This is a genomic window from Klebsiella aerogenes (assembly GCA_029027985.1).
Taxonomy (GTDB): Bacteria; Pseudomonadota; Gammaproteobacteria; order Enterobacterales; family Enterobacteriaceae; genus Klebsiella; species Klebsiella aerogenes_A.
Window position 1 is genome coordinate 3,460,388 of the sequence record CP119076.1, and the last position, 25,854, is coordinate 3,486,241.

The 25,854-nt window shown below is 56.9% G+C and carries 25 protein-coding genes and 1 pseudogene; 12 read left to right on the top strand and 14 right to left on the bottom strand.

Annotated features, from left to right (window positions below; genetic code table 11):
- Nucleotides 1-59: 59 nt before the first annotated feature.
- The 8 genes from nei to PYR66_16475 all read right to left on the bottom strand — a co-directional run bounded on the left by nei (nucleotide 60) and on the right by PYR66_16475 (nucleotide 6,387).
- Nucleotides 60-851, bottom strand: a complete 792-nt coding sequence (nei, locus tag PYR66_16440; protein WEF26888.1) for an endonuclease VIII — start codon at nucleotides 849-851, stop codon at nucleotides 60-62.
- Between the two features lie 15 nt (nucleotides 852-866).
- Nucleotides 867-1,511 carry a pyroglutamyl-peptidase I gene (gene pcp / locus PYR66_16445; GenBank protein WEF26889.1) on the bottom strand — a complete coding sequence of 215 codons (645 nt, stop codon included), beginning with the start codon at nucleotides 1,509-1,511 and terminating at the stop codon, nucleotides 867-869.
- A gap of 9 nt (nucleotides 1,512-1,520) precedes the next feature.
- Nucleotides 1,521-2,516 (bottom strand): DUF979 domain-containing protein, encoded by a 996-nt coding sequence (locus tag PYR66_16450; protein ID WEF26890.1) that lies wholly within the window; start codon nucleotides 2,514-2,516, stop codon nucleotides 1,521-1,523.
- On the bottom strand, nucleotides 2,513-3,238 hold the full coding sequence (locus PYR66_16455; GenBank protein WEF26891.1) for a DUF969 domain-containing protein: 726 nt from the start codon (nucleotides 3,236-3,238) through the stop codon (nucleotides 2,513-2,515). The genes PYR66_16450 and PYR66_16455 overlap by 4 nt, the downstream gene beginning before the upstream one ends.
- A gap of 72 nt (nucleotides 3,239-3,310) precedes the next feature.
- On the bottom strand, nucleotides 3,311-4,054 hold the full coding sequence (gene pxpA / locus PYR66_16460) for a 5-oxoprolinase subunit PxpA (protein WEF30479.1): 744 nt from the start codon (nucleotides 4,052-4,054) through the stop codon (nucleotides 3,311-3,313).
- Nucleotides 4,044-4,979 carry a biotin-dependent carboxyltransferase family protein gene (locus PYR66_16465; protein WEF26892.1) on the bottom strand — a complete coding sequence of 312 codons (936 nt, stop codon included), beginning with the start codon at nucleotides 4,977-4,979 and terminating at the stop codon, nucleotides 4,044-4,046. Before PYR66_16465 ends, pxpA begins: the two co-directional genes overlap by 11 nt.
- Nucleotides 4,973-5,629 (bottom strand): 5-oxoprolinase subunit PxpB, encoded by a 657-nt coding sequence (pxpB, locus tag PYR66_16470; protein ID WEF26893.1) that lies wholly within the window; start codon nucleotides 5,627-5,629, stop codon nucleotides 4,973-4,975. The genes PYR66_16465 and pxpB overlap by 7 nt, the downstream gene beginning before the upstream one ends.
- Nucleotides 5,630-5,643: 14 nt before the next feature.
- Nucleotides 5,644-6,387, bottom strand: coding sequence for a type 2 GTP cyclohydrolase I (locus PYR66_16475; GenBank protein WEF26894.1), 744 nt, complete (start codon nucleotides 6,385-6,387; stop codon nucleotides 5,644-5,646).
- A gap of 268 nt (nucleotides 6,388-6,655) precedes the next feature.
- On the opposite strand from PYR66_16475, the gene dtpD reads away from it, so the two are divergent.
- Nucleotides 6,656-8,134: a dipeptide permease DtpD gene (dtpD, locus tag PYR66_16480; GenBank protein ID WEF26895.1), complete on the top strand. Its 1,479-nt coding sequence runs from the start codon at nucleotides 6,656-6,658 to the stop codon at nucleotides 8,132-8,134.
- Nucleotides 8,135-8,303: 169 nt separating this feature from the next.
- Here dtpD and PYR66_16485 read toward each other — a convergent pair whose 3' ends face one another.
- Entirely contained in the window at nucleotides 8,304-8,513 is a 210-nt protein-coding gene (locus PYR66_16485; protein WEF30480.1) for a DUF2517 family protein, read from the bottom strand.
- 312 nt (nucleotides 8,514-8,825) lie between these two features.
- Here PYR66_16485 and kdpF point away from each other — a divergent pair, with 312 nt between their 5' ends.
- Genes kdpF through kdpE form a run of 6 tightly spaced genes read left to right on the top strand, consistent with a single transcriptional unit; the run spans nucleotide 8,826 to nucleotide 16,611 of the window.
- Nucleotides 8,826-8,915: a K(+)-transporting ATPase subunit F gene (gene kdpF, locus PYR66_16490; protein WEF26896.1), complete on the top strand. Its 90-nt coding sequence runs from the start codon at nucleotides 8,826-8,828 to the stop codon at nucleotides 8,913-8,915.
- Entirely contained in the window at nucleotides 8,915-10,594 is a 1,680-nt protein-coding gene (gene kdpA, locus PYR66_16495; protein ID WEF26897.1) for a potassium-transporting ATPase subunit KdpA, read from the top strand. The genes kdpF and kdpA overlap by 1 nt, the downstream gene beginning before the upstream one ends.
- A gap of 20 nt (nucleotides 10,595-10,614) precedes the next feature.
- A complete protein-coding gene (gene kdpB / locus PYR66_16500) occupies nucleotides 10,615-12,663 on the top strand; it encodes a potassium-transporting ATPase subunit KdpB (protein ID WEF26898.1) in 2,049 nt (682 codons plus the stop codon).
- Between the two features lie 10 nt (nucleotides 12,664-12,673).
- Nucleotides 12,674-13,249 carry a potassium-transporting ATPase subunit KdpC gene (kdpC, locus tag PYR66_16505; protein WEF26899.1) on the top strand — a complete coding sequence of 192 codons (576 nt, stop codon included), beginning with the start codon at nucleotides 12,674-12,676 and terminating at the stop codon, nucleotides 13,247-13,249.
- Nucleotides 13,250-15,937, top strand: a complete 2,688-nt coding sequence (gene kdpD / locus PYR66_16510) for a two-component system sensor histidine kinase KdpD (protein ID WEF26900.1) — start codon at nucleotides 13,250-13,252, stop codon at nucleotides 15,935-15,937.
- Complete coding sequence (kdpE, locus tag PYR66_16515; GenBank protein ID WEF26901.1) at nucleotides 15,934-16,611, top strand: two-component system response regulator KdpE; 678 nt, start codon at nucleotides 15,934-15,936, stop codon at nucleotides 16,609-16,611. Before kdpD ends, kdpE begins: the two co-directional genes overlap by 4 nt.
- 58 nt (nucleotides 16,612-16,669) lie before the next feature.
- Here the strand turns inward: kdpE and pgm are convergent, their stop codons facing one another.
- Both pgm and seqA read right to left on the bottom strand, forming a co-directional pair.
- Complete coding sequence (pgm, locus tag PYR66_16520) at nucleotides 16,670-18,310, bottom strand: phosphoglucomutase (alpha-D-glucose-1,6-bisphosphate-dependent) (protein WEF26902.1); 1,641 nt, start codon at nucleotides 18,308-18,310, stop codon at nucleotides 16,670-16,672.
- Nucleotides 18,311-18,342: 32 nt separating this feature from the next.
- On the bottom strand, nucleotides 18,343-18,903 hold the full coding sequence (gene seqA / locus PYR66_16525; protein ID WEF26903.1) for a replication initiation negative regulator SeqA: 561 nt from the start codon (nucleotides 18,901-18,903) through the stop codon (nucleotides 18,343-18,345).
- Nucleotides 18,904-19,130: 227 nt separating this feature from the next.
- Here seqA and ybfF point away from each other — a divergent pair, with 227 nt between their 5' ends.
- From ybfF to fur, 4 genes are all read left to right on the top strand, one after another.
- Nucleotides 19,131-19,904, top strand: coding sequence for an esterase (gene ybfF / locus PYR66_16530; GenBank protein WEF26904.1), 774 nt, complete (start codon nucleotides 19,131-19,133; stop codon nucleotides 19,902-19,904).
- Nucleotides 19,905-20,037: 133 nt separating this feature from the next.
- Nucleotides 20,038-20,331: a LexA regulated protein gene (gene ybfE, locus PYR66_16535; protein ID WEF26905.1), complete on the top strand. Its 294-nt coding sequence runs from the start codon at nucleotides 20,038-20,040 to the stop codon at nucleotides 20,329-20,331.
- Between the two features lie 150 nt (nucleotides 20,332-20,481).
- Nucleotides 20,482-21,012 (top strand): flavodoxin FldA, encoded by a 531-nt coding sequence (gene fldA / locus PYR66_16540; GenBank protein ID WEF26906.1) that lies wholly within the window; start codon nucleotides 20,482-20,484, stop codon nucleotides 21,010-21,012.
- Between the two features lie 291 nt (nucleotides 21,013-21,303).
- Nucleotides 21,304-21,756, top strand: coding sequence for a ferric iron uptake transcriptional regulator (gene fur, locus PYR66_16545; protein WEF26907.1), 453 nt, complete (start codon nucleotides 21,304-21,306; stop codon nucleotides 21,754-21,756).
- Nucleotides 21,757-21,821: 65 nt separating this feature from the next.
- Here fur and chiQ read toward each other — a convergent pair whose 3' ends face one another.
- The gene (gene chiQ / locus PYR66_16550; protein WEF26908.1) at nucleotides 21,822-22,154 is read right to left on the bottom strand and encodes a ChiQ/YbfN family lipoprotein; all 333 of its coding nucleotides are present in this window, start codon (nucleotides 22,152-22,154) and stop codon (nucleotides 21,822-21,824) included.
- Between the two features lie 53 nt (nucleotides 22,155-22,207).
- Nucleotides 22,208-23,608 (bottom strand): chitoporin, encoded by a 1,401-nt coding sequence (gene chiP, locus PYR66_16555; protein ID WEF26909.1) that lies wholly within the window; start codon nucleotides 23,606-23,608, stop codon nucleotides 22,208-22,210.
- 110 nt (nucleotides 23,609-23,718) lie between these two features.
- Here chiP and PYR66_16560 point away from each other — a divergent pair.
- Nucleotides 23,719-23,796 (top strand): annotated as a pseudogene (locus PYR66_16560) (methionine synthase).
- Nucleotides 23,797-24,046: 250 nt separating this feature from the next.
- Here the strand turns inward: PYR66_16560 and glnS are convergent.
- A complete protein-coding gene (glnS, locus tag PYR66_16565; protein ID WEF26910.1) occupies nucleotides 24,047-25,714 on the bottom strand; it encodes a glutamine--tRNA ligase in 1,668 nt (555 codons plus the stop codon).
- Nucleotides 25,715-25,854: the final 140 nt, after the last annotated feature.

Here is a 25,854-nt window from a genome sequence, read left to right on the forward strand (position 1 = left end):
GTCCCCGATTTTTTTTGTTTAATCGTGCAAATAAATTTTAATTTTCCAAATCTCACTCACTAATGCTGGCAGCCAGGGCACCAGTAAAACGGTCGCGATGCCAACATGGTTTTCTCAATAATACCCCCGCAACGTTCGCACGCCTCGCCATCGCGATGAAAGACCTTGAAACGAAATAGCGCGCCGTGGTGTTTGTTGTCATCCACCTGACCACGGGTATGGTAAGAAAGCCGCGGGATATCCAACAGCGCATGCGCCAGTGCATCCAGCTGCATTTCATTCAGCTCCGCGGCCTTATGCCGCCCGGTTAGCCCCACCTGCCACAGGATTTCAACGCGCAGATAGTTGCCAAGCCCGGCGAGAAACGCCTGATCCAACAGTAGGCCGGAAAACTGACGATGACGGAATTTGGCCGACAACAGCCGTTCCCTCACTTGCCCCACGGTGAGAGCCATATCCAGCACATCCGGCCCGACCCGCAGTAAAAAGGGATGATGGGCAAGCTGTTGCGCCGTCAGCATCTCAATATCCGAAGCGCTATAGAGCAAAATCGCCTTGCGCGCGGTTTGCAACCTGACGCGCAGCACACGGTTGGATTCCGGCTGAACGCCAGCATCGACCACCCGCCAGACGCCATACAGCTGATTATGACTATACAGCGTTAACCCGCCGGAGAAGTGGGTTAACAGGGCTTTGCCGCGGGTAGCGATTTGGGTAACCCGCTGGCCGACCAGCAGGGATTGATAGGGTTGCAACTGTGGAAAGGCGAACCAGGCTTCAGTTAATGGTTCGCCTTTGATAGCCGCTTCCAGGTTATCCGCCGCGCGGCGGATCTCCGGGCCTTCCGGCATAGTATTGTCCTTTTGTTAATGCGTCGCACCACCGCCGATTTTAACGTCGTCATCCTGTTCAAGGGCGACGGCAATCGCCGTTTCCAGCGCCGCGCGTACCGTCGCGACCGCCATACTCGCCTCGCCGGGATGGGCCGCCGCCTGCTCCGGCAGATACGGGATATGCATAAAGCCGCCCTTCAGGCCGGCTTTCCCCTGCAGCTTGTGTAGCAAACCATACATCACGTGATTGCAGACAAAAGTGCCTGCCGTTTGTGAAACCGACGCCGGGATCCCCTGCTTGCGCAGCGCGCTGACGATCGCTTTGATCGGCAATGAACTGAACCACGCCGCCGGGCCGCCAGCGACGATGGGTTCGTCAATTGGCTGTTGCCCTTTATTGTCGGGGATCCGTGCATCATCGACATTGATCGCCACACGTTCGACGGTAATGTCAACACGACCACCAGCCTGTCCGACGGCTATCGTCAGCTGCGGCTGATGTGTATCCAACGCGTGATTCAGCACGGTCAGCGCTTCGCCGAACACACAGGGTAGCTGCTTTACGACAACCTGCTGCCCGCTAATAATAACGCCATCAAGCTGCTTGACCACTTCCCATGAAGGGTTAACCGCTTCGCCGCCGAACGGCTCAAAACCGGTAATTAATACGCCAGCCATCATCCCTCCTTACAGGAACATGAGGAAATAGAGTAAGAACACGTTAACGATGAGCAGCAGAATGCCGGTTGGTATCTGGGCTTTAATCACCGCGTTTTTATCCGGTAGTTCAAGCAATGCCGCCGGTACGATATTGAAGTTCGCCGCCATCGGCGTCATCAGGGTGCCGCAGTAGCCGGAAAACATGCCGATCGCCGCCATCACCGCCGGGTTACCGCCGTGCTGCAGCACCAGAATCGGGATCCCCACTCCGGCAGTGACAATCGGGAAGGCCGCAAAAGCGTTCCCCATCACCATGGTCAATACCGCCATGCCAATGGCGTACACGGCAACGGCGATAAAGCGGTTGTCCACCGCCAGATAGTGTTCGGTCAGCCACGAAATACTGGTCCCCACCCCCGCGGTGGTAAACAGCAGGCCCAGCACCGCGAGGATCTGCGGTAAAATAAAGGCCCAGCCGACGGAATCCAGTAGACGGCGCGCTTCCTGCATCGGCTGTGCCACCGTTTCATGGGTCATGCGGATCGCCATCGCCAGGCCAATCAGGGTACCCACTGTCATCGAGAACAAGGTAATCAGCGTCGCATGGTTGCCTGGCCCGAATAGCGCCGCCTGCCACGAAGGCAAATTGTTGAACAACAGCACGCCGATAACGGTGACCACCGGGATAGCCAGCGCCGGGTAAAACAGTTTGTTGCCAAGGCGTTTCGCGCTGGCGGTTTTCTCTTCCTGACTGCGTTGATGGTAGCTGCCAAGACGCACGCCGCCAAAACCGGCGATCAGCGCCAACACGACGACCAGCCCGCCGACGGCGATATTGACCGCGCGTTTATCGCCCACCAGTTGATATGTCCAATCGCCAAGCAGGAACACCAGCCCGTACAGGCCCCAGAACAGGCCGGTCGTCAGGCGACGCGGGTTGCTTTTATCGCGCCAGGACATGACGGCCACCACCAGCAGTGCCGCGCCCGCCAGCCAATATAAATAGTTTTGCTGGAAATTCATGCCGCACCGCCTTTCGCCTGGGCGGCGTTAACCTTATCCAGCTCGCGTTGTAAATGACGATCGAGGCGCCACAGGCGCGCGGCGTGGATCAGGAACGCGCAGGCGGCTGTCGGGATCCCCCACAGAGCGATATGCAAGGGTTCCGTCTGGATGCCGCCAGACTCCAGCATAAAGTTATGCATAAAGATGATCGCCCCGAAGGCGACGAAGATATCCTCGCCAAAGAACAGTCCGACGTTATCGGTCGCCGCCGACATCGCGCGCAAGCGATAGCGTACATTACCCGGCAGCGGGCCAAAGCGTTTTTCCGCCGCCCCTTCCGCCATCGGCGCCAGCAGCGGGCGCACCATCTGCGGATGGCCGCCGAGGCTGGTCAGTCCCAGTGCGGCCGTTGCTTCGCGAACCAAAAGATAGACGATCAGCAGACGACCGGCGGTGGCGCTATGGATCTTCGCGATCCACGCCTGCGCGCGTTCTTTCAGGCCATGACGTTCCAGCAGGCCGATCACCGCCAGCGGCAGCAGCAGGATAAACGGTAGGTTGCGGGTATTGAGAAACCCCTCGCCCAGCTTTTCCAGAATAGTGGCTATCGGCATATGCGCCGCCACGCCGGTGACGATCCCGGAAATAATCACCACCAGCACCGGGTTAAAGCGCAAAACAAATCCGACCACAATCACGGCAATGCCGATCAGCGGCCAGAGGGATATCGCCTCTTGCATAATCACTTCCTGTTTGTTGTTAGTGTTGTTAATTGTTTGATTTAATTATTATAAAAACAGGCCCGCAGGCCTTTAGTCGCTTTCCGCGCTCACCTCGATATTGCGCCCGGCAAAGGCGGCGCGCAAGCGACGGGCGAAATCGAGCGCATGCGCGCCGTCGCCGTGCAGACAGACGGTTTCCGCTACCACGTGCGCCCATTCGCCGGTCAGGCTGCGCACCCGATTGTGTTGTACCATTTCCAGCGTTTGCGCCAGCGCCTGCTCTTCGCTCTCTATCAGCGCTCCCGGCTGGCTGCGCGGCACCAGGCTACCGTCAGCAAGATAGCCGCGGTCGGCGAACACTTCCTGACGCGTCGTTAGTTGATAGCGCTGCCCGGCGCGGATCAGTTCGCTGCCAGCCAGCCCGACCAGCACCAACCCTGCGTCAACATCGCGGACTGCGCGAGCGATGGCATCAGCCAACGGCGGCTCTTTCGCCGCCTGGTTATACAGCATGCCGTGCGGCTTCACGTGCTGCAGCTCGCCGCCCTGCGCGCGGACAATCGCCATCAGCGCGCCGATTTGATACAGCACCTGGGCGTAGACCGTCTCGGGCGGCAACTGCATCGCCGTCCGGCCGAAATTCTCCCGGTCCGGGAAGCTCGGATGCGCGCCGATGGCGACGCCGTATTTCAGCGCATCCCGCACGCACTGCTGCATTAGCAGCGCATCGCCGGCATGAAAACCACAGGCGATATTGGCGGAGGACACCAGCTGTAATAGCGCGCTATCGCTGGCGCAACCCTCGCCAAGGTCGGCATTTAAATCAATCTTCATCATCGCTTAGTCTCCAGGCCAGTTGTTCAAGATAACGCTGCTGGTCGGCACGCGCTTTTAGCGCTTCTTCCAGCGCACAGGGGACAAAGTGGATCGGCTGGCCAAGCGGGATCTGCGCCAGCTGATACATGTCGGCCTCAATAATGCAGGCAATACGCGGATAACCGCCGGTAGTCTGCGCATCGTTCATCAACACGATAGGCTGGCCGTTATGCGGCACCTGCACCACCCCCGGCAGCAGGCCGTGGGAGAGCATTTCCCGGTCAGTGGTACGCTTCAGCGGCTGACCCTGCAGGCGGTAGCCCATACGGTTGCTCTGCGGGCTAAGCCGCCACGGCGAGCGCCAGAAAGACGACTGTGAAGCGCTATCGAACTCGTGATACTCCGGCCCTGGCAGCGCGCGAATAATATTGCCGATCGGCAATGGTTTAACCCCACGCGAGGCGCTGAAGCGCCGGGTCGATTTCCCCAACTTCAGCCGATCGCCATCCTGCAAGCGCCGCCCTTCCAGGCCGCCGATACCGACTTTCAGGTCGGTGGAGCGGGAACCTAAAACCTCCGCCACGTCGATACCGCCTGCCACCGCCAGATAACTACGGATCCCATGCTGCGGATTTTTCAGCACCAGCCGCTGTCCGGCCTTCGCTTCCATTCGCCAGCCCAGCCAAACGGCTTTACCGTCAAGCGTCGCTTCACAGGCGGCGCCGGTCAGCGCGAACCAGCAATCGCGGGTAAACTGCACATCGATCTGACCGAGCGTAATTTCCAGCGCCGCAGCCTCCGGCGCATTGCCCACCAGCAGGTTGGCAATGGTCATCGCCGGTTTATCCAGCGCGCCGCAGCGGCTGATCCCCCACTGACGCTGGCCTTCCCGGCCGCCGTCCTGCACCGAGGTGTACATACCGGCGCGAATAAACTTCAACATACGCCCTCCTTCTGCGGCACAAAGCGCACGCGATCGCCTGAACGCAGCAGTACCGGATCTTTGCGATTGGGATCGAATAGCGCCAACGGCGTGCGCCCCAACAGCTGCCAACCGCCCGGCGTCGCCAGTGGGTAAATGCCGGTTTGCGAGCCGCCGATACCGACGGACCCCGCCGGCACCAGCAGGCGTGGCTCCGCGCGACGGGGCATCGCCAGCTGCTCCGGTAGCCCGCCGAAATAAGGGAAGCCCGGCTGGAAGCCGAGGAACCACACCACATACTCTACCGAGGCGTGCAGCTCGACCACCTGCTTTTCGCTCAGCCCGCTGTGGCGCGCGACGTCGCCGAGATCCGGCCCCGCTTCTCCACCGTAAATCACCGGTATCGCGATCTCACGGGATTCCGGCTCCAGCGCATCGCTCTCTTCCCACCAGCGCTGCAATTGGTCAATCGCACTCCACGCCATCTCCTGCGGGCGACGCAGCACGACGGTAATGTTATTCATACCCGGGATCACTTCGATCACCTCTTCGTGGTGGGTCAACCGCTGGGTCAGCCCCCAGATACGTTTTTGACTTTCCAGCGTCACCGGCGGCTCAAGCTCCAGTACTACCGCCGTTTCACCTAACAGATAACAACGCGCTCGCTGCACTTTTCTCTCTCTCATCAAGCCGGATTAGGAATATCGATAAAGGTGACATCCAAATCGGTATTTTCAGTCAGCCACTCGCTCAGGGCGCGAATGCCGCCGCGCTCGGTCGCATGATGACCCGCGGCATAAAAATGCAGCCCCTGCTCGCGCGCAGAATGAATCGTCTGCTCAGAGACTTCACCGGTAATAAAGGCATCAACGCCGAAGCGGGCCGCGCTATCAATAAAACTTTGGCCGCCGCCGGTACACCAGGCGACGCGCGTCACCTTATCCGGCCCGGTATCGCCGCACCACAGCGGTTTACGCCCCAGACGCGCCTCAACCCACGACGCCAGTTCCAACCCCGAGACCGGCATCGACAGTTCGCCCCATGGCACCAGCGGTTCGATTTCACCCATCACGTTAATGCCCAATAGCTGTGCCAGCTGGGCGTTGTTGCCTAATTCAGGGTGCGCATCCAGCGGCAGATGCCAACCATACAGATTTATATCGTTGGTCAGCAGTGTCTTCAGCCGGTTGCGCTTCATACCACGGATCACCGGCGATTCGCCTTTCCAGAAGTAACCGTGATGGACAATCACCGCATCCGCCTGCAGGCGCACGGCTTCATCAAGCAGTGCCTGGCTGGCAGTGACGCCGGTAACGATTTTCCGCACCGTCTCGCGCCCTTCCACCTGCAGGCCGTTAGGAGCGAAATCACTGATGGCCGCACTATTCAGTTTCTCGTTAATCAGTTGTTCCAGTTCGCTATTTTTCATCGTCGCTCCATCAGAAAATCTATTTGTACAATCCTATAACATAACGACATCCGCCCGGGTCGTCGATAGCTGTACCTGACGCCCGGTTTTGACTTTTCGCGCAATCGCGCAATTTGCCCCTTCCCCTCACCGTGCATTAGTGTATATTTATGCACTTATAAAGCATATTAAATAATCAGAAAGCCATTTAGGCCATGAATAACGCTAGTAAAGCGCTATTCATGCAGAAAGATCGACTTTCGTTTTACGGCCAGGAAATGAACGTTACATGAACAGACAAACTTCACAGCCACGGGCGATTTATTACGTCGTCGCGCTGCAAATTTGGGAATACTTTAGTTTTTATGGCATGCGGGCGCTGTTAATCCTGTATCTCACCAACCAGCTCAAGTACGACGACAACCACGCCTACACCCTGTTCAGCGCCTACTGTTCCCTCGTTTACGTCACCCCTATTCTCGGCGGTTTCCTCGCCGATAAACTGCTCGGCAACCGCATGGCGGTGATGATCGGCGCGCTATTAATGGCTATTGGTCATCTGGTACTTGGCGCCAGTGAAGTCGCGCCCACTTTCCTCTATCTGTCGCTGGCGATCATCGTATGTGGCTACGGGCTGTTTAAATCCAACGTCAGTTGCCTGCTTGGCGAGCTTTATGAACCGACCGACCCGCGTCGTGATGGCGGCTTCTCGCTGATGTACGCCGCGGGCAATATTGGTTCGATTATCGCACCAATCGCCTGCGGCTATGTGCAGGAAGAATACAGCTGGGCGATGGGCTTCGCGCTGGCGGCAGTCGGCATGATTGCGGGACTGGTCATTTTCCTCTGCGGCGGCCGTCATTTCCGTCATACCACTGGCGTGAATCGTGAAGCGCTGCGCGCGCGGACCTTCGTGTTGCCGAACTGGGGCTGGCTGCTGGTGCTACTGGTGGCGACGCCGCTGCTGATTACCGTCCTGTTCTGGCAGGAGTGGTCGGTGTATGCGCTGATCGTGGCGACGGTGATCGGCCTCGTGGTGCTGGCGCGGATTTACCTGCGCGCGGAGAACGACAAACAGCGTAAAGAGCTGCGCCTGATTATCGTCCTCACTGGTTTCAGCCTGCTGTTCTGGGCCTTCGCCCAACAGGGCGGCAGCTCGATAAGTCTGTATATCGACCGCTTCGTTAACCGTCATGTGATGAATTACGAAGTGCCGACCGCCATGTTCCAGTCGATCAACGCCTTCGCGGTGATGCTCTGCGGGATGGTGCTGGCATGGCTGGTGAAAGAGAACATCAAAGGCAACCGCACCGTGCGTATCTGGGGGAAATTCGCCCTCGGTCTGGGGCTGATGAGCGCCGGGTTCTGTATTCTGACCCTCAGCGCCCGCTGGTCTGCGGCCTACGGTCACTCTTCAATGCCGCTGATGGTCCTGGGGCTGGCGGTGATGGGCTTCGCCGAACTGTTTATCGACCCGGTGGCGATGTCGCAAATCACCCGTATCGAAATCCCCGGCGTCACCGGGGTGTTGACCGGTATCTACATGCTGCTCTCCGGGGCGATCGCCAACTATCTGGCTGGAGTCATCGCCGATCAGACGTCCCAGGCGTCGTTTGACGCAGCTGGCGCGGTTAACTATTCGATTGAGGCCTACATCGACGTCTTTAGCCAAATCACCTGGGGCGCGCTGGCCTGCGTCGGCCTGGTGCTGGTCATCTGGCTGTACCATTCCGTGAAGGTCAAAACCCGCCAACTGGCGGTAGAATAAAGCTATCTGGCGGCTTACCAGGCCGCCAGCATCTCCAGCCGCACCTGCTTGTGGTCGGTTTAGGTCGATATTACACATGGCATACAGGCTTTACCTATAGACAGCAGACGAAAAAAAACCGCCGGGGAAACCGACGGTTATCGCTTTATTCAACGGCTGAATTGCGCTATCAGTAAAAATCGTGAGCGGCTTTCTCCGCCTGCGCCATCCACACCGGTTGCTCGCTGGTTTTTGCCCATACACGGTGCAGCCAGCTGTAGTAACGTGCGCGATCTTTCCAGAACAACATCACCGGCAGTGCCGCTACGCCAGCCGCGACGGCGAAAGCGCGACGCATCAAAATGATGTGGGCAGGATAAGTTTTATACAACGCCATAATTTCTCTCCCCTTTGTCAGGCCGGCAATCAACGCCGGTAAAAGTAACCATTTTTGTCTAAGCAAAATAGTACCGCGCAGGTTGTAATTTTACTACTCATCCGACCACTAAAAAGCACTTATTTATACTTAATTTACATTCACGGCGTAATTAAGTTACATAAAAGTTAAATTAATACTAACCATTAGTTAAATTGTGCCTTTAGTCATTTTTATACTTTTTTTACACTGCTCGCGGCGATTTTTGCGAAATCTTTGCGCCGAAATTCCTACCCTCCTCATATACACAAAAAGAGACACACCCGGAGGTGGAAAGTGACTACAGGCATCATTGCTGGCGTAACGCTGGTGTTCCTGCTGCTGGCGTATCTGGTCTATGCCCTGATACATGCGGAGGCGTTCTGATGGCGGCGCAAGGGTTTTTACTTATCGCCAGCTTCCTGCTGGTGCTGATGGTACTGGCGCGGCCGTTAGGCTCGCTGCTGGCGCGAATGATCAACGATGTACCGCTGCCCGGTCTCGCCAGGGTTGAACGCGGTATCTGGCAGCTAGCGGGTATCCGCCCCCAGGAGATGGACTGGCGGCAATACTTAATCGCTATCCTGCTGTTTAACGCCATCGGCCTGGTGGCGCTGATTGCGCTGCTGATGTGCCAGGGGTCACTGCCATTAAACCCGCAGCATTTCCCTGGCCTGCCATGGGATTTAGCGCTGAATACCGCGGTGAGCTTCATCAGCAATACCAACTGGCAGGCCTATGCCGGTGAAACCACCATGAGCTATCTCAGCCAAATGGTTGGCCTGGCCGTGCAAAACTTCCTGTCGGCCGCCACCGGTATCGCGGTGATCTTTGTGCTGACGCGCGCCTGGGCGAGACAAAAAGTCAGCACCCTCGGCAATGCCTGGGTTGACCTCACCCGTATCACGCTGTGGCTGCTGCTGCCGATCTCCCTGCTGATCGCGTTGTTCTTTATCCAACAAGGCGTGCCGCAGAATCTGCAGCCATATCAAGCGTTCACCAGCCTAGAAGGGGTTCGTCAGTGGTTGCCGATGGGGCCGGTGGCTTCGCAGGAAGCGATAAAAATGCTCGGCACCAACGGCGGTGGTTTCTTTAATGCCAACTCGTCGCACCCGTTTGAGAACCCGACGGCGTTAACCAACCTGGTTCAGATGCTGGCCATTTTCCTGATCCCGGCGGCGCTGTGCTTTGCCTTTGGCGAAGCGGTCGGCGATCGCCGCCAGGGACGGGCGATCCTGTGGGCGATGGCGCTGATCTTCGTGGTCTGCGTAGCGGTAGTGATGTGGGCGGAAACCCGCGGTAATCCGCATCTGCTTAGCCTCGGCGCCGATAGCAGCCTGAATATGGAAGGGAAAGAGAGCCGCTTTGGCATCCTCGCCAGCAGCCTGTTCGCCGTGGTCACCACTGCCGCCTCCTGCGGCGCGGTTAACGCTATGCACGACTCCTTTACCGCGTTGGGCGGCATGGTGCCGATGTGGCTGATGCAGATTGGCGAAGTGGTCTTCGGCGGCGTCGGCTCCGGTCTGTACGGCATGCTGCTGTTCGTGATGCTGGCGGTATTTATCGCCGGGCTGATGATTGGCCGCACCCCGGAATATCTCGGCAAAAAGATCGACGTTCGCGAGATGAAAATGATTGCGCTGGCGATTCTGGTCACCCCAACGCTGGTGCTGCTCGGCACCGCGCTGGCGATGATGACCGGGGCCGGGAGCAACGCCATGCTAAACCCAGGGCCGCACGGCTTTAGCGAAGTGCTGTACGCCGTGACCTCGGCGGCGAACAACAACGGCAGCGCCTTCGGCGGTTTAAGCGCCGGGACGACTTTCTGGAATCTGCTGCTGGCGTTCTGCATGCTGGTTGGCCGCTTCGGGGTCATCATCCCGGTAATGGCGATTGCCGGTTCGCTGGTGAACAAGAAAATTCAGCCCGCCAGCTCCGGTACCCTGGCCACCCACGATGCGCTATTTATCGGCCTGCTTATCGGCACTGTCCTGCTGGTTGGCGCCCTGACCTTTATCCCCGCACTGGCGCTCGGCCCGGTGGCGGAACACTTATCCTTACTTTAAGCGATGCGGAGCAACCTGTTATGAGTCGCAAACAATTAGCCCTGCTGGAGCCGACGCTGGTGCGCCAGGCGCTGCTGGATGCCGTAAAAAAACTCAGTCCTTCGGTGCAGTGGCGTAACCCAGTGATGTTTATCGTCTGGATCGGCAGCCTGCTGACCACCCTACTGGCGATCGCAATGGCCAGCGGGCATATCGCCGGCCATGCCGGGTTTACCGCCGCCATTAGCCTGTGGCTGTGGTTTACCGTCCTGTTCGCCAACTTCGCCGAAGCGATGGCCGAAGGCCGCAGCAAGGCACAGGCCAACAGCCTGAAAGGGGTGAAGAAAACCGCCTTCGCCCGTAAACTGCGCACGCCGCAGCACGGTGCGCCGATGGATCACGTGCCGGCGGAAGAGTTACGCAAAGGCGATGTCGTGCTGGTGGAAGCCGGCGACATCATTCCCTGCGACGGTGAAGTGATCGAAGGCGGCGCCTCGGTGGATGAGAGCGCCATTACCGGTGAATCCGCGCCGGTGATCCGCGAGTCCGGCGGCGATTTTGCTTCGGTGACCGGCGGGACACGGATCCTCTCCGACTGGCTGGTGATCCGCTGTAGCGTCAACCCTGGCGAAACCTTCCTCGACCGCATGATCGCCATGGTGGAAGGCGCGCAGCGCCGTAAAACACCGAACGAAATCGCGCTGACGATCCTGCTGATCGCCCTGACGCTGGTTTTCCTGTTGGCGACCGCCACCATCTGGCCTTTCTCCGCCTGGAGCGGTAATACCGTCAGCGTCACCGTGCTGGTCGCGCTGCTGGTCTGTCTGATCCCGACGACTATCGGCGGCCTGCTGTCGGCCATCGGCGTCGCCGGGATGAGCCGTATGCTCGGCGCGAATGTGATAGCCACCAGCGGCCGCGCGGTGGAAGCGGCTGGCGACGTTGACGTGCTGTTGCTGGATAAAACCGGCACCATCACCCTCGGCAACCGCCAGGCCTCGGCCTTCCTGCCCGCCCGCGGCGTCGAAGAACGCGTACTGGCCGATGCCGCTCAGCTGTCATCGCTGGCGGATGAAACGCCGGAGGGCCGTAGCATCGTCGTATTGGCGAAGCAGCGCTTTAATCTGCGCGAACGCGATCTGCAATCACTGCATGCCACATTCGTTCCCTTTACCGCGCAAACCCGGATGAGCGGCATCAACATCGACCAGCGCATGATCCGCAAAGGCTCGGTGGACGCCATTCGCCGTCATATCGAAGCCAACGGCGGCCACTTCCCGGCCGATGTCGATAAACTGGTGGAAGAGGTCGCCCGCCAGGGGGCGACGCCACTGGTGGTCGCGGAAGGCGAGCGGGTGCTGGGGATTATTTCACTCAAAGATATCGTTAAAGGCGGTATTAAAGAGCGTTTCGCCCAGTTACGTAAAATGGGGATTAAAACGGTCATGATCACCGGCGATAACCGCCTGACCGCTGCCGCCATCGCCGCGGAAGCGGGGGTCGATGATTTCCTCGCCGAAGCGACGCCGGAAGCCAAACTGGCGCTCATTCGTCAGTATCAGTCCGAAGGCCGACTGGTGGCGATGACCGGCGACGGTACCAACGACGCCCCGGCGCTGGCGCAGGCCGACGTCGCGGTCGCCATGAACTCCGGTACCCAGGCGGCGAAGGAAGCGGGCAACATGGTGGATCTCGACTCCAACCCGACCAAACTGATTGAAGTGGTGCACATCGGTAAACAGATGCTGATGACCCGTGGCTCATTAACCACCTTCAGTATCGCCAACGATGTGGCGAAGTACTTCGCGATTATTCCGGCCGCTTTCGCCGCCGTTTATCCCCCGTTAGCGATGCTTAACGTAATGCATCTGCACTCGCCGTCATCGGCAATCATGAGCGCGGTCATTTTTAACGCCCTGATTATCGTCTGCCTGATCCCGCTGGCGCTGAAGGGCGTGAGCTATCGCCCGCTGTCGGCGTCGGCGATGCTGCGCCGCAACCTGTGGGTGTATGGCCTCGGCGGCCTGATCGTTCCGTTCGTCGGTATTAAAGCCATCGACCTGTTGCTGACCCTGACCGGTCTGGTGTGAGGAAACTACCATGTCATTGATTCGTCCGGCACTTGTGCTATTTATTTTGCTAACCCTGCTTACCGGCGGTCTTTACCCGCTGCTCACCACCACGTTAGGCCAGTGGTGGTTTCCACAGCAGGCCAGCGGCTCGCTGATCCGCATTAACGGCGAGGTGCGCGGCTCCAGCCTGATTGGGCAAAACTTTACCGATGCGGGCTACTTCCACGGTCGCCCTTCCGCCACCGCCGAGGTACCGGACAACCCGCTAGCCTCCGGCGGCAGCAACCTCGCCGTCAGCAATCCGACGCTGGATAAAGCAATTAGCGAACGGGTACAGGCGCTACGCGCCGCCAACCCGGATGCTAATCCGACAGTACCGGTGGAACTGGTCACCGCGTCGGCCAGCGGGCTCGATAATAATCTGACCCCTGCCGCCGCGTTATGGCAGGTACCACGCGTCGCCAGGGCTCGCCAGCTTAGCGACGACCAGGTTAAGCAACTGGTCGAAAAAGCGACGCAGAAACCGTTGCTCAGTTTTCTCGGTCAACCTGTGGTAAATATACTGCAACTGAATATGGCGCTGGATGCCCTGAAGGATAAATAAATGAGTGACGAGCCGCTGCGTCCGGACCCTGACCGCCTGCTGCAACAAACCGCCGCGCCGCATCGCGGCAAGTTGAAGGTGTTTTTCGGCGCCTGCGCCGGGGTCGGTAAGACCTGGGCGATGTTAGCGGAAGCGCAGCGGCTACGCGCTCAGGGGTTAGATATTCTGATCGGCGTGGCGGAAACCCACGGCCGCAAAGAGACCGCCGCGATGCTGGAGGGGCTGGGTACCCTCCCGCAGCGGCGAATTTCCCATCGCGGACGCTATGTCCACGAGTTTGATCTCGATGCCGCGCTGGCGCGCCGCCCGGCGCTGATTCTGGTCGATGAACTGGCGCACAGCAACGCGCCGGGTTCGCGCCATCCCAAACGCTGGCAGGACGTCGAGGAGCTACTGGAATCCGGTATCGACGTCTTCACCACCGTCAACGTCCAGCATCTCGAAAGCCTCAATGATGTTGTCAGCGGGATCACCGGCGTGCAGGTCCGCGAAACCGTCCCCGACCCCTTCTTTGACGCCGCCGACGATGTCGTACTGGTGGACCTCCCGCCGGACGATCTGCGTCAGCGCCTGAACGAGGGCAAGGTGTATATCGGCGGTCAGGCCGAGCGCGCCATCGAGAATTTCTTCCGCAAAGGTAACCTGATCGCCCTGCGCGAACTGGCGCTGCGCCGTACCGCCGACCGGGTGGATGAACAGATGCGCGCCTGGCGCGACCGTCAGGGGCAAGAGAAAGTCTGGCATACCCGCGACGCGATTTTGTTATGTATCGGCCACAATACCGGCAGCGAAAAACTGGTGCGCGCCGCCGCCCGTCTGGCCGCACGATTGGGCAGCGTCTGGCACGCAGTCTACGTCGAAACGCCCTCTCTGCACCGCCTGCCGGAGAGCAAGCGACGGGCGATCCTCGCCGCCCTAAGACTGGCGCAGGAACTGGGCGCCGAGACCGCGACCCTTTCCGATCCGTCGGAAGAAAAAGCGGTTCTGCACTACGCCCGCGAACACAACCTCGGCAAAATAGTGATTGGCCGCCAGGGGGAACGCCGCTGGTGGGAGAGAGCGGGTTTTGCCGACCGTCTGGCGCGCCATGCTCCAGACCTCGATCTGGTCGTCATCGCGTTGGATGAAAAACCAGCTTCCCTTCCCGCTCGCGCCAACGACACGCGTTCAGCGGTCGATAAATGGCGCCAGCAGTTGAAGGGCTGTCTGCTGGCCGTGGCGCTATGCGCCATTATCACTGTCGTCGCCATGCAGTGGCTGATGGCCTTTGAAGCCACCAACCTGGTGATGTTGTATCTCCTTGGGGTGGTGATTATTGCCCTGCTGTATGGCCGCTGGCCGTCGGTACTGGCAACCTTTGTCAACGTCATCAGTTTCGATCTCTTTTTTGTCGCCCCACGCGGCACGCTGGCGGTTTCCGATGTCCAGTACTTGCTGACTTTCGGCGTGATGCTGACCGTCGGTCTGGTTATCGGCAACCTGACCGCTGGCGTCCGCTATCAGGCGCGGGTCGCGCGCTATCGCGAACGCCGCACCCGCCATCTGTATGAAATGTCAAAAGCGCTGGCCGTCGGCCGCAGCCGCGAAGATATCGCCGCCACCAGCGAACGTTTTATTACCTCCACTTTCCAGGCTCGCAGCCAGCTGCTGCTGCCTGATGAACACGGGCATCTGCGCCCCCTGACCCAGCCGTCCGGCGTTTTCTCGTGGGATGATGCGATTGCCCGCTGGAGCTTTGATAAAGGCCAACCTGCCGGCGCCGGTACCGACACGCTTCCTGGCGTGCCGTATCAAATTCTGCCGCTGCAAAGCGCCGCCCGCACCTGGGGACTGCTGGTGGTCGAACCGGAGAATCTACGTCAGTTGATGATCCCGGAGCAACAACGACTGCTGGAAACCTTCACCCTGTTGGTGGCCAGCGCCCTTGAACGCCTGACCCTCACCGCCAGCGAGGAACAAGCGCGGCTGACCAGCGAACGCGAAAGCCTGCGTAACTCCCTGCTGGCCGCCCTCTCCCACGATCTACGTACCCCGCTGACGATACTGTTCGGCCAGGCGGAGATCCTCACGCTCGATCTCGCCAGCGAAGGATCGAAGCATGCGCCGCAGGCGAATGAAATCCGTCAACATGTGCTCAACACCACCCGACTGGTTAACAATCTGCTGGATATGGCGCGCATCCAGTCTGGCGGTTTTAATCTACATAAAGAATGGTTAACGCTGGAAGAGGTCATCGGTAGCGCTTTGCGAATGCTGGAGCCGGGGCTCGGCGGTCAGCATATCCAGTTGGCGCTGCCGGATCCGCTGCTGCTGGTACACGTTGACGGCCCGCTGTTTGAACGCGTGCTGATCAACCTGCTGGAGAACGCGCATAAATATGCGGGCGCGCAGGCGCAGATTGGTATTCACGCCGAGGCCGATGCGCAACAGTTGGTCGTCGAGGTCTGGGATAACGGCCCGGGGATCCCGACAGGTCAGGAACAGGCTATCTTTGATAAATTCGCCCGCGGTAATAAAGAGTCAGCCATTCCCGGCGTTGGTCTGGGACTGGCGATTTGCCGGGCCATTGTCGAAGTACATGGCGGAACTATTACCGCAATGAACCGGCCGGAGGGCGGCGCCTGTTTCCGTGTTACACTGCGGCAAGAAGCTCCCCCTGAACTGGAAGAGTTAGTCGAGGAAATGTGATTAACGTTTTGATCATCGAAGACGAACACGCTATCCGCCGCTTTCTGCGCACCGCGCTGGAAGCCGACGGCATGCGCGTTTTTGAAGCCGAAACCCTGCAGCGCGGGCTGCTCGAAGCCGCCACCCGCAAACCCGACTTAGCGATCCTCGACCTTGGCCTGCCGGACGGTGATGGTAATGATTTTATCCGCGAAGTCCGCCAGTGGAGCCAAATGCCGATTCTCGTCCTGTCGGCACGCAGCGAAGAACACGACAAAATTGCCGCCCTTGATGCCGGCGCAGACGATTATTTAAGCAAACCCTTCGGTATCGGCGAGCTACAAGCGCGGCTGCGCGTCGCGCTGCGCCGCCACGGCAGCGCCCAGGCTGATGAGCCGGTCGTCCGTTTTGCCGATATTGCCGTTGATATCCCTGCCCGCCGTATCGTGCGCGGCAGTGAAGAAATTCACCTGACGCCGATTGAATTTCGCCTGTTGGCAGCGTTGCTGAATAACCCCGGCAAAGTACTCACCCAGCGCCAGCTGCTGAATCAGGTGTGGGGGCCTAACGCCGTGGAGCATAGTCACTATCTGCGGATTTATATGGGGCACTTGCGGCAAAAGCTGGAGGTAGACCCGGCGCGTCCGCAGCATCTGCTGACGGAAACCGGTATTGGTTATCGTTTTATGCCTTGAAGGGAATGGAATTAATCAAGAACCCGGCAGCCTGTTAAGGCCGCCGGGGTAATCAGGATCACGCGTTTTTCAGCACTTCGCTGACAATCTCTACCGCTTCTTTTTCAATCAGCTTGCGATGTTCTTCGCCAAGGAAGCTTTCGCAGTAAATTTTGTAGGCGTCTTCGGTGCCGGATGGACGGGCCGCAAACCAACCGTTTTTGGTCATCACTTTCAGGCCACCGATGGAAGCGCCGTTGCCCGGCGCCGCCGTCAGGCGTGCGGTGATCGGATCGCCCGCCAGCGTGTCAGCGCTGACCATTTCCGGAGAGAGCTTAGACAACGCCGCTTTCTGCGCAGAAGTCGCTGAAGCCTGCAGACGATTGTAGCTCGGCGCGCCGAAGCGTTCCGCCAGCTCATTGTAATGCTCCTGCGGGTTCTTACCGGTTACCGCGGTAATTTCCGCCGCCAGCAGACACATGATGATGCCGTCTTTATCGGTGGACCACGGCGTGCCGTCGAAACGCAGGAACGAGGCCCCGGCGCTCTCTTCGCCGCCGAAGCCGAAGCTACCGTCGAACAGACCATCAACGAACCACTTAAAGCCTACCGGCACTTCAACCAGCTTACGGCCCAGATCGTTAACGACGCGGTCAATCATCGCCGAGGAGACCAGCGTTTTACCGACAGCAACGTCTTTGCCCCACTGCGGGCGATGCTGGAACAGGTAATTGATCGCCACCGCCAGGTAGTGGTTCGGGTTCATCAAACCAGCCGGGGTCACGATACCGTGACGGTCGTAGTCCGGATCGTTGGCGAAGGCCAGATCGAACTTATCGCGCAGCGCCAACAGGCCCGCCATCGCGCACTCTGAGGAACAGTCCATACGGATCGCGCCGTCTTTATCGAGGTGCATAAAGCGGAACGTCTGATCAACGTGATCGTTCACGATGGTCAGATCCAGTTTGTAATACTCGCCGATGCGTTTCCAGTATTCGATACCGGAACCGCCCAGCGGATCGACGCCCAGCTTAAGACCGGCTTTCTGGATAGCCGCCATATCGACGATATCCGCAAGCCCTTCGACAAACGGCTGCACCAGATCCTGCTCTTTAACGTGGCCAGAAGCCAACGCGGCGTCAAAAGAAAGACGTTTCACGCCCTGCAGACCGGCAGCCAGCAGTTCGTTGGCACGGTTTTCGACGACTTTAGTGACGTTAGTATCAGCCGGGCCGCCGTTTGGCGGATTGTACTTGATACCGCCATCTTCCGGCGGGTTATGTGACGGGGTGATCACAATGCCGTCCGCCAGCGGGCCGCCTTTTTTGTTGTGCACCAGAATCGCATTGGAAACCGCCGGCGTCGGGGTGAAACCGTTGTTTTCCTGAACGATCACGTCAACGCCATTCGCCGCCAGCACTTCCAGCACGGAAATGAACGCCGGTTCGGATAATGCGTGGGTGTCCTTACCTACGTAGCATGGGCCAGTAATGCCGTTTTTCGCACGGTCTTCCGCAATCGCCTGCGCAATCGCCAGAATATGCTGCTCGTTGAAATTGTGGCGCCCTGCGCTACCGCGATGGCCGGAGGTGCCGAACTTAACCGCATGCTCCGCATTACCCGCTTCCGGCTTCAGTACATAGTACTGAGCCGTGAGTTGGGCGACGTTAATCAAATCACTCTGTTGTGCCGGCTGACCCGCACGTTTATCGATTGCCATTGCCTGATCCTTCTGGTGCAAAGTTTAATTAACTAGATCGTGCCGCAAACCTTTTCAATCAGCTCCGCAGGGAACTGCATTGACTGCATGATGTGTTCGATCATGCTGCATTTACGGCCGGTATTAGTATTGGTAATAACCCACCACGGCGTACCCGGAACCTGTTTCGGTTTAGTCTGGTTACCGCTTTTCAGCAGCGTCCGTGAGTCTTCGGCGAAGTATACGCGGGTCCGTCCGTGTAGAGATTCAGTGGCTTCTGAAAATGCCTTACTGTCTAACGAGTAAAGCGTAGTCAAAACCAGCATGAAGCGGTTCACCGCGCGCTTTTGTTCGGCGTATTCATCAGATAACAGCAATTCGCGCATCGCGCGAACTTTATCTTTAACCGGGTTGGCAGGCTTAGCGTCGACGACAGGCACCGCCGCAGAAGCAGGCGCCGACGCGGCTTTCACCGCTGGCGCGCCAGATGCAGGCTGGGAAACGGCGGAAAACTTCAGCATGCGCCGTAAAATGTCGGATGCGCTCTCGCCAATATGCAGAGTGTGGCTGGCAATATAGCGGTAGAGCTCATCATCAACTTCGATTGTTTTCATCTTAATCCAGTGCGATTTCTTTGTTTCTGAATACAAGTCGTCGGGATTTATATCCGCTGTCTTTCACGCCGCAGCGCAAAGCCATTGGACATAGGACAAATCCCGACCGCGAATAGCGTCAAACCAGGATGGCGGAAAAACTCAGAATGCTTCCGGGTCTTGCAGCCTAATGGCAGAATGTCCAACATAATACCCTAACCCGACGGAGCGAAAAAAAGAACTTTGCCATGAAATTAAATAGCCGAGCGCAATCTGCACAAAACCCGCACAATAAATCCCCAATCGTCCTGGTCCACGGCCTGTTTGGCAGCCTGGACAACCTTGGGATCCTCGCCCGCGACCTGGTCGCCGACTACGATATTTTGCAGGTCGATATGCGCAATCATGGCTTATCACCGCGTTCGCCGGAGATGACCTACCGGGCGATGGCGCAGGATCTGCTGGATACTCTCGACGCGCATCAGATCGATAAAGCAACCTTTGTTGGCCATTCGATGGGGGGGAAAGCGGTCATGGCGCTGACCGCGCTGGCGCCGGAGCGTATTACCGGGCTGGTAGCCATCGATATCGCACCGGTGGATTATCACGTCCGCCGCCATGATGAGATCTTTACGGCTATCAATGCCGTCAGCGAATCAGCGGCCAGCACTCGCCAACAGGCAGCGCAGGTCATGCGCGAGCATCTTAATGAAGAAGGGGTGATCCAATTCCTGCTAAAATCGTTCGTCGGCGGCGCATGGCGCTTTAACGTTCCGGCCCTGTGGGACCAATACCCGCATATCGTCGGCTGGGAAAACGTTCCGGCCTGGCCGCATCCCGCGCAGTTTATCCCCGGCGGCAACTCGCCTTATGTGACCGATGAATACCGTGACGCCTTGCTGGCGCAGTTCCCGCAGGCTCGCGCCCACGTCATTGCCGGAGCCGGCCACTGGGTTCACGCCGAGAAACCCGAGGCGGTTTTACGCGCAATTCGCCGTTATCTGAGCGCAATTGAAGCCTGAATGGCTAAAAAATGCCCGACCGCGCGGCATAATGCCCGCGGTCGTTGGCGCGACGGTTCGCCTGATGTATTATGGCGCGCTATCTGCGCCGGCTATGGCCCGGCAGCTTGTTTCCCCGAAGTCACTCTGAATCATGGCAAAAGAACAAACGGACCGAACGACATTAGATTTGTTCGCAAATGAGCGTCGCCCGGGTAGACCAAAAACCAATCCGCTTTCGCGCGATGAACAGCTGCGCATCAACAAGCGCAATCAGCTCAAACGCGACAAAGTTCGCGGCTTGAAGCGCGTTGAATTGAAGCTCAATGCTGATGCGGTCGACGCGCTCAATGAACTGGCGGAAGCCCGCGATATGAGCCGTAGCGATCTTATCGAAGAGATGCTGATGCACCAATTGGCCTGCCTGCGTAACCAGGGCGAAGTCTGAAAAAACGCAAAAAAATCGCTTTCATGTAGCAGAGTGTGCACCAGGACGTTATTGCTGTTTCCGCGCCCTTCCCTGTTCTGCTATGATTGCCGTTATCTGTAGGCATAACGCCACTACCACATCATTAAGTTTCAAGAGGTTATTTTACTCATGGCAATCATCGGCATCTTTTTTGGCAGCGACACCGGCAACACCGAAAATATTGCAAAAATGATTCAAAAGCAGCTCGGTAAAGATGTTGCTGATGTTCACGACATTGCCAAGAGCAGCAAAGAAGATCTGGAAGGCCACGATATTCTGCTGCTTGGCATCCCGACCTGGTATTATGGCGAAGCACAGTGCGACTGGGACGATTTCTTCCCGACGCTGGAAGAGATCGATTTCAACGGTAAGCTGGTAGCCGTCTTCGGCTGCGGCGACCAGGAAGACTATGCTGAATACTTCTGCGATGCACTGGGCACCATCCGCGACATCATTGAACCTCGCGGCGCGACCATCGTGGGCCACTGGCCGACCGCAGGCTACCACTTCGAAGCCTCTAAGGGCCTCGCGGACGATGACCACTTTGTTGGCCTGGCCATTGATGAAGATCGTCAGCCAGAACTGACCAACGAACGCGTTGAGAAGTGGGTGAAGCAGATTTCCGACGAGCTGCACCTGGAAGAAATCAAGAACGCCTGAGTTTCAAACGGCGCAGCTGATTAAGTTGCGCTGAGTTAATAGATAAAAGCAATCAAACTAATAGCTACAAGTTTTTAACTTTTCATCACATATCTGTACAATGTCCTCTTATTCACGAGGTCACGTGACACAGTTTGTAGCTGGTAATTCGTTTTTGACAGCTTACAAGGCGCGATGCTTGCGGTTTTCATTTCAGAGTGGCAGTTCTATAATGAGACGCATTACATCGGGTGATTCTCTGTATTGCTTCCCTTTAAGGAAGCCGATCTTTAGCAACAGGACAGATTCCGCATGACTGACAACAATATCGCATTAAAGAAGGCTGGCCTGAAAGTCACACTTCCACGATTGAAAATTCTGGAAGTGTTGCAGGAACCGGATAACCATCACGTCAGTGCGGAAGATTTATATAAACGCCTGATCGACATGGGTGAAGAGATTGGTCTGGCTACCGTTTACCGCGTGCTGAACCAGTTCGACGATGCTGGCATCGTGACGCGTCATAATTTCGAAGGCGGTAAATCCGTATTCGAACTGACCCAGCAGCATCACCACGATCACCTGATTTGCCTCGATTGCGGCAAAGTGATCGAGTTCAGCGATGACTCTATCGAGTCCCGCCAACGTGAAATCGCCGCTCAGCACGGTATCCGCTTAACCAACCACAGCCTGTACCTGTACGGTCACTGTGCGGAAGGCGACTGCCGCGAAGACGAACACGCCCACGACGCGGCGGGTAAATAACCCATCGTATCGCAGGCAGCAAAAAGCCAACCCAAGGGTTGGCTTTTTTTATGTCGATAGCCCCATCAGGGCCGGGTGTTATTACTGCGGATCTCCTGCCAGATTTTATCGCAGCGCGCTTTGACCGCCTGGTCATTACCGGTGCGCGTCGCCTGAATACACGCCTGATAGTCCAGCACCCTGACGCTCTCCTGCGTCGCAAACTGCTGATGCGGCTTCTCTTCTTTCAGCACATTCAGCACGCTCTGACAGGCTTCTATTTTGTCCGGATTACCTTCCGCCGTGTTAATACAGGCGCTATAGGCATCTTTGAGTTTGGAATCTTCTTTTGGCGCCGGCGATTGTGCGCAGGCAACCAGACCCGATGTCATCATGGCGATGAGCAGCAGCTTTTTCATAGTGGTTCTCCCGGAGGGGCGGCAGACGTACGCTTACGCCCGCCGCACAGGCATCAGAAAATAGTGAACGGTGCGATAACCATGAACTTCACGTCGCGCTCATCCTGGAAGATGTTGCCGTAACCGCCGCTCCAGCTTGGGATATCGGAGTGGTTGTCGTATTGCGTGAAGTGCAGTTTGAACATCGTTCCTTTCGCGCGGCCATCCTGCAGGGTGTAGATAGCATCAAGGCTATAAGCAGATTCTTTCAGGCGGTAGTTAGGATCGTAGTAAGCATCCGGGGTAGCCATTCTGCCCGGTTTCGCATCCCAGGCGTAAACATAGGAAGCGCCAAACGCCCAGCCCGGCATATCCCAGTTTTTCATGTCATACATCGCACCGAAGAAGACCGCTTTCTCGCCGTTGGCATTGAAGTCGGAGCGGTTATCCCACCAGATATCGAGACGACCGTTGGAAGAAGCATAGGTTGGCGTCATACGCTGCAGGAAGTAACCCTGCTGGCCTTCAGCTTTAACCCAGGTTCCTTCCAGGCGCAAGTCCAGCACGTCAGCGGCTTTATAGCCGAAGGTGATCGCCTGCAGCCATGCGGTACCGTCATAGATATCGTTAATGCCGCCGTTGCTGACTTTATCGCGGGTACCGTAGAACTGATAGCTGGTGCTCAGCGGGGAACCGGCAATATCGAATTTGTAGCTGGCCTTAGCAAAATACTGATCGATATAACCTTGCGCCTGGCCGAATGCGGCTTCCAGCACCAGGTCATTTTTAAAATCATATTTCGCGCCAAGGGAGTGCAGATAGTCGACTTTAGTTTTCTTATCGTTCTGGTAGAAATCATCCATCTCGATATGCCACGGCGCTTTATATTCGTTTGTCCACATATAGGAGAAACTCAACGCGCCGTTATCGCCATAATCGAAATTAGCCCCGGCTTCCGCCCCCTGATAGGTACCAGGCATAAAGCTCCAGTGCGGCGCCAGCAGTGTTTGTCCCGTCGGCTGAATATAACCTGCACGCGCCCACGCCGGGCCGAATTTAAATTTAGCAGCCGCTTTATACAGGCTAATCCCGCTCTTATCGCCGGAATAATCTTCGCTGTAGGCGCGGTTGCTGGAGGAGAAGGCAATTTCGTTCGGGTGGCCGCTGTCGCCATTTTCCGCCATTTCAATCGCAGTAAAGGCGGCAATATCAATACCGAACATATCGGCTGCGTAGCCGGACTGGAAATCCAGGTTGGCGTTCCAGGTGGAATGGGAAAGGTTCGTTTCGTATTTATCGGTTTCGACATTTTTACGGTCGCGTTCACGCTGCCAGTAATAGATGCCGCCGGTTAACGTTGAATCATCGATAAATCCTGCTGCGCTGGCCTGCGGAACAACAACCCAGCCCGACATCGCGGTGACGGCGGCAATAGCCAACGCCAGCGTACTACGTTTGCCACTAAACGTACGCATGTGCATATCCTCTTTGACGTTTTAAAATTGCGATTGCCAAAGGCAACTCGCTAAAAAATAAATAAAGAAAAGTGCTAAAAGCGGTGCGGTTAAAAGACCGCGAAACCACTATGGATAGACTATTTTTCGTGACGCGAATTATCAATCTCTTTCGCAGAGCAAAGCTTAAGATTATGACAAAGCGCACATAATTTATGTCTTTTTGTTACAGGCTTACTCCTCATCTATTTCGAAGATAAATCATGGTTATATCGAAAAAAATCGAAGTCGCTCGAAAGCTGAAACGGTTAAATGTAAATGCGACAACTGAGAAGGGGATGAAATATTAAGGGTTTTTAATAAAATTAATTCGCATCGAAAAAATATCGATTTTTAATCCACTGATTCTGCGATAAAAAAACGCCGCATTGCGCGGCGTTTCTTAAATGGGCAAGCAAATTACTCGCCGACTTTAGTCCAGGTATCGCGCAGACCCACCGTGCGGTTGAACACCAGATGGCTCTCGGTCGCATAGCGGCTGTCGAGACAGAAGTAACCTTCACGCTCGAACTGATAAGCTTTGCCCGCCTGCGCTTGCGCCAGGCTTGGCTCAGCAAAACCGTGTTTGATAACCAGCGATTCCGGGTTCATCACCGCCAGGAAATCCTCCGCCGCGCCCGGGTTCGGTACGCTAAACAGGCGATCGTAAAGGCGGATTTCAACCGGCAGCGCATGCGCTGCGCTCACCCAGTGGATAACGCCTTTAACCTTGCGGCCATCGGCCGGGTCTTTGCTCAGGGTGTCCGCATCGTAGGTACAGAAGATTGTAGTGATATTGCCTTCTGCATCTTTCTCAACGCGTTCCGCTTTGATGACGTAGGCGTTGCGCAGACGTACTTCTTTACCCAGCACCAGACGCTTGTACTGCTTGTTAGCTTCTTCACGGAAGTCTGCGCGATCGATCCAAATCTCAGCGCTAAACGGCACCTCGCGGCTGCCCATTTCCGGCTTATTCGGATGGTTCGGCATCGCCACCATTTCGCTTTCGCCCTGCGGGTAGTTTTCGATAACCAGTTTAACCGGATCGATAACCGCCATCGCGCGCGGCGCGTTTTCGTTCAGATCTTCGCGGATGCAGGATTCCAGCGACGCCATCTCGATGGTATTGTCCTGCTTGGTCACGCCAATACGCTTGCAGAACTCACGGATGGATTCAGCGGTATAGCCGCGACGACGCAGGCCGGAAATGGTCGGCATGCGCGGGTCATCCCAGCCTTCAACGTGCTTTTCGGTCACCAGCTGGTTCAGCTTACGCTTGGACATCACGGTGTATTCGAGATTCAGGCGCGAGAATTCATACTGGCGCGGATGAACCGGAATACTGATGTTGTCGAGCACCCAATCGTACAGACGACGGTTATCCTGGAACTCCAGGGTACACAGCGAATGGGTAATGCCTTCCAGCGCATCGCTGATGCAGTGGGTGAAGTCGTACATCGGGTAGATGCACCACTTATTGCCGGTCTGGTGGTGATCAGCGAATTTAATACGGTACAGCACCGGATCGCGCATCACGATGAACGGCGACGCCATGTCGATTTTCGCACGCAGGCAAGCCTTGCCTTCTTCGAAACCGCCGCTGCGCATTTTTTCGAACAATGCGAGGTTCTCTTCCACGCTGCGATCGCGGTATGGGCTGTTTTTACCCGGCGCTTTCAGGGTGCCACGGTATTCGCGGATCTCGTCGGCAGACAGCTCATCTACGTAGGCCAGACCTTTGTTGATCAGCTCAACCGCGTACTGATGCAGCTGATCGAAGTAATCAGAGGAGTAGCATACGTCGCCGGACCAGTGGAAACCTAACCACTGCACGTCGTTTTTAATCGACTCTACGTATTCGATATCTTCTTTCACCGGGTTGGTGTCATCGAAACGCAGATTACATTGACCCTGATAATCCTGCGCGATACCGAAGTTCAGGCAAATGGATTTCGCGTGGCCAATGTGCAGGTAGCCGTTCGGTTCCGGCGGGAAGCGGGTATGAACGGTGGTGTGCTTACCGGTAGCCAGATCTTCATCGATGATCTGACGGATAAAGTTAGTCGGGCGGGCTTCAGCCTCACTCATCACGGGTTCCTCAAAGCGTAAACAACGTATAACGGCACATGATCTTACAAGCAGAGATGAGTGACAACTATTAGTTGAAGAAAACTCACGAATTGTTAGAAATCAACACGGAGAAAGCCCGGGTAATAACCCGGGCTATA

What these genes read in the sequence shown, in the direction of transcription:
- pxpA (WEF30479.1), bottom strand. Translation starts at nt 4,054, where the DNA reads ATGAAGATTGATTTAAATGCCGACCTTGGCGAGGGTTGCGCCAGCGAT.
- fldA (WEF26906.1), top strand. Translation starts at nt 20,482, where the DNA reads ATGGCAATCATCGGCATCTTTTTTGGCAGCGACACCGGCAACACCGAA.
- PYR66_16475 (WEF26894.1), bottom strand. Translation starts at nt 6,387, where the DNA reads ATGAAAAATAGCGAACTGGAACAACTGATTAACGAGAAACTGAATAGT.
- seqA (WEF26903.1), bottom strand. Translation starts at nt 18,903, where the DNA reads ATGAAAACAATCGAAGTTGATGATGAGCTCTACCGCTATATTGCCAGC.
- kdpC (WEF26899.1), top strand. Translation starts at nt 12,674, where the DNA reads ATGTCATTGATTCGTCCGGCACTTGTGCTATTTATTTTGCTAACCCTG.
- fur (WEF26907.1), top strand. Translation starts at nt 21,304, where the DNA reads ATGACTGACAACAATATCGCATTAAAGAAGGCTGGCCTGAAAGTCACA.
- kdpD (WEF26900.1), top strand. Translation starts at nt 13,250, where the DNA reads ATGAGTGACGAGCCGCTGCGTCCGGACCCTGACCGCCTGCTGCAACAA.
- nei (WEF26888.1), bottom strand. Translation starts at nt 851, where the DNA reads ATGCCGGAAGGCCCGGAGATCCGCCGCGCGGCGGATAACCTGGAAGCG.
- kdpA (WEF26897.1), top strand. Translation starts at nt 8,915, where the DNA reads ATGGCGGCGCAAGGGTTTTTACTTATCGCCAGCTTCCTGCTGGTGCTG.
- ybfF (WEF26904.1), top strand. Translation starts at nt 19,131, where the DNA reads ATGAAATTAAATAGCCGAGCGCAATCTGCACAAAACCCGCACAATAAA.
- glnS (WEF26910.1), bottom strand. Translation starts at nt 25,714, where the DNA reads ATGAGTGAGGCTGAAGCCCGCCCGACTAACTTTATCCGTCAGATCATC.
- kdpB (WEF26898.1), top strand. Translation starts at nt 10,615, where the DNA reads ATGAGTCGCAAACAATTAGCCCTGCTGGAGCCGACGCTGGTGCGCCAG.
- dtpD (WEF26895.1), top strand. Translation starts at nt 6,656, where the DNA reads ATGAACAGACAAACTTCACAGCCACGGGCGATTTATTACGTCGTCGCG.
- chiP (WEF26909.1), bottom strand. Translation starts at nt 23,608, where the DNA reads ATGCGTACGTTTAGTGGCAAACGTAGTACGCTGGCGTTGGCTATTGCC.
- ybfE (WEF26905.1), top strand. Translation starts at nt 20,038, where the DNA reads ATGGCAAAAGAACAAACGGACCGAACGACATTAGATTTGTTCGCAAAT.
- pgm (WEF26902.1), bottom strand. Translation starts at nt 18,310, where the DNA reads ATGGCAATCGATAAACGTGCGGGTCAGCCGGCACAACAGAGTGATTTG.
- pcp (WEF26889.1), bottom strand. Translation starts at nt 1,511, where the DNA reads ATGGCTGGCGTATTAATTACCGGTTTTGAGCCGTTCGGCGGCGAAGCG.
- PYR66_16450 (WEF26890.1), bottom strand. Translation starts at nt 2,516, where the DNA reads ATGAATTTCCAGCAAAACTATTTATATTGGCTGGCGGGCGCGGCACTG.
- chiQ (WEF26908.1), bottom strand. Translation starts at nt 22,154, where the DNA reads ATGAAAAAGCTGCTGCTCATCGCCATGATGACATCGGGTCTGGTTGCC.
- PYR66_16455 (WEF26891.1), bottom strand. Translation starts at nt 3,238, where the DNA reads ATGCAAGAGGCGATATCCCTCTGGCCGCTGATCGGCATTGCCGTGATT.
- PYR66_16465 (WEF26892.1), bottom strand. Translation starts at nt 4,979, where the DNA reads ATGTTGAAGTTTATTCGCGCCGGTATGTACACCTCGGTGCAGGACGGC.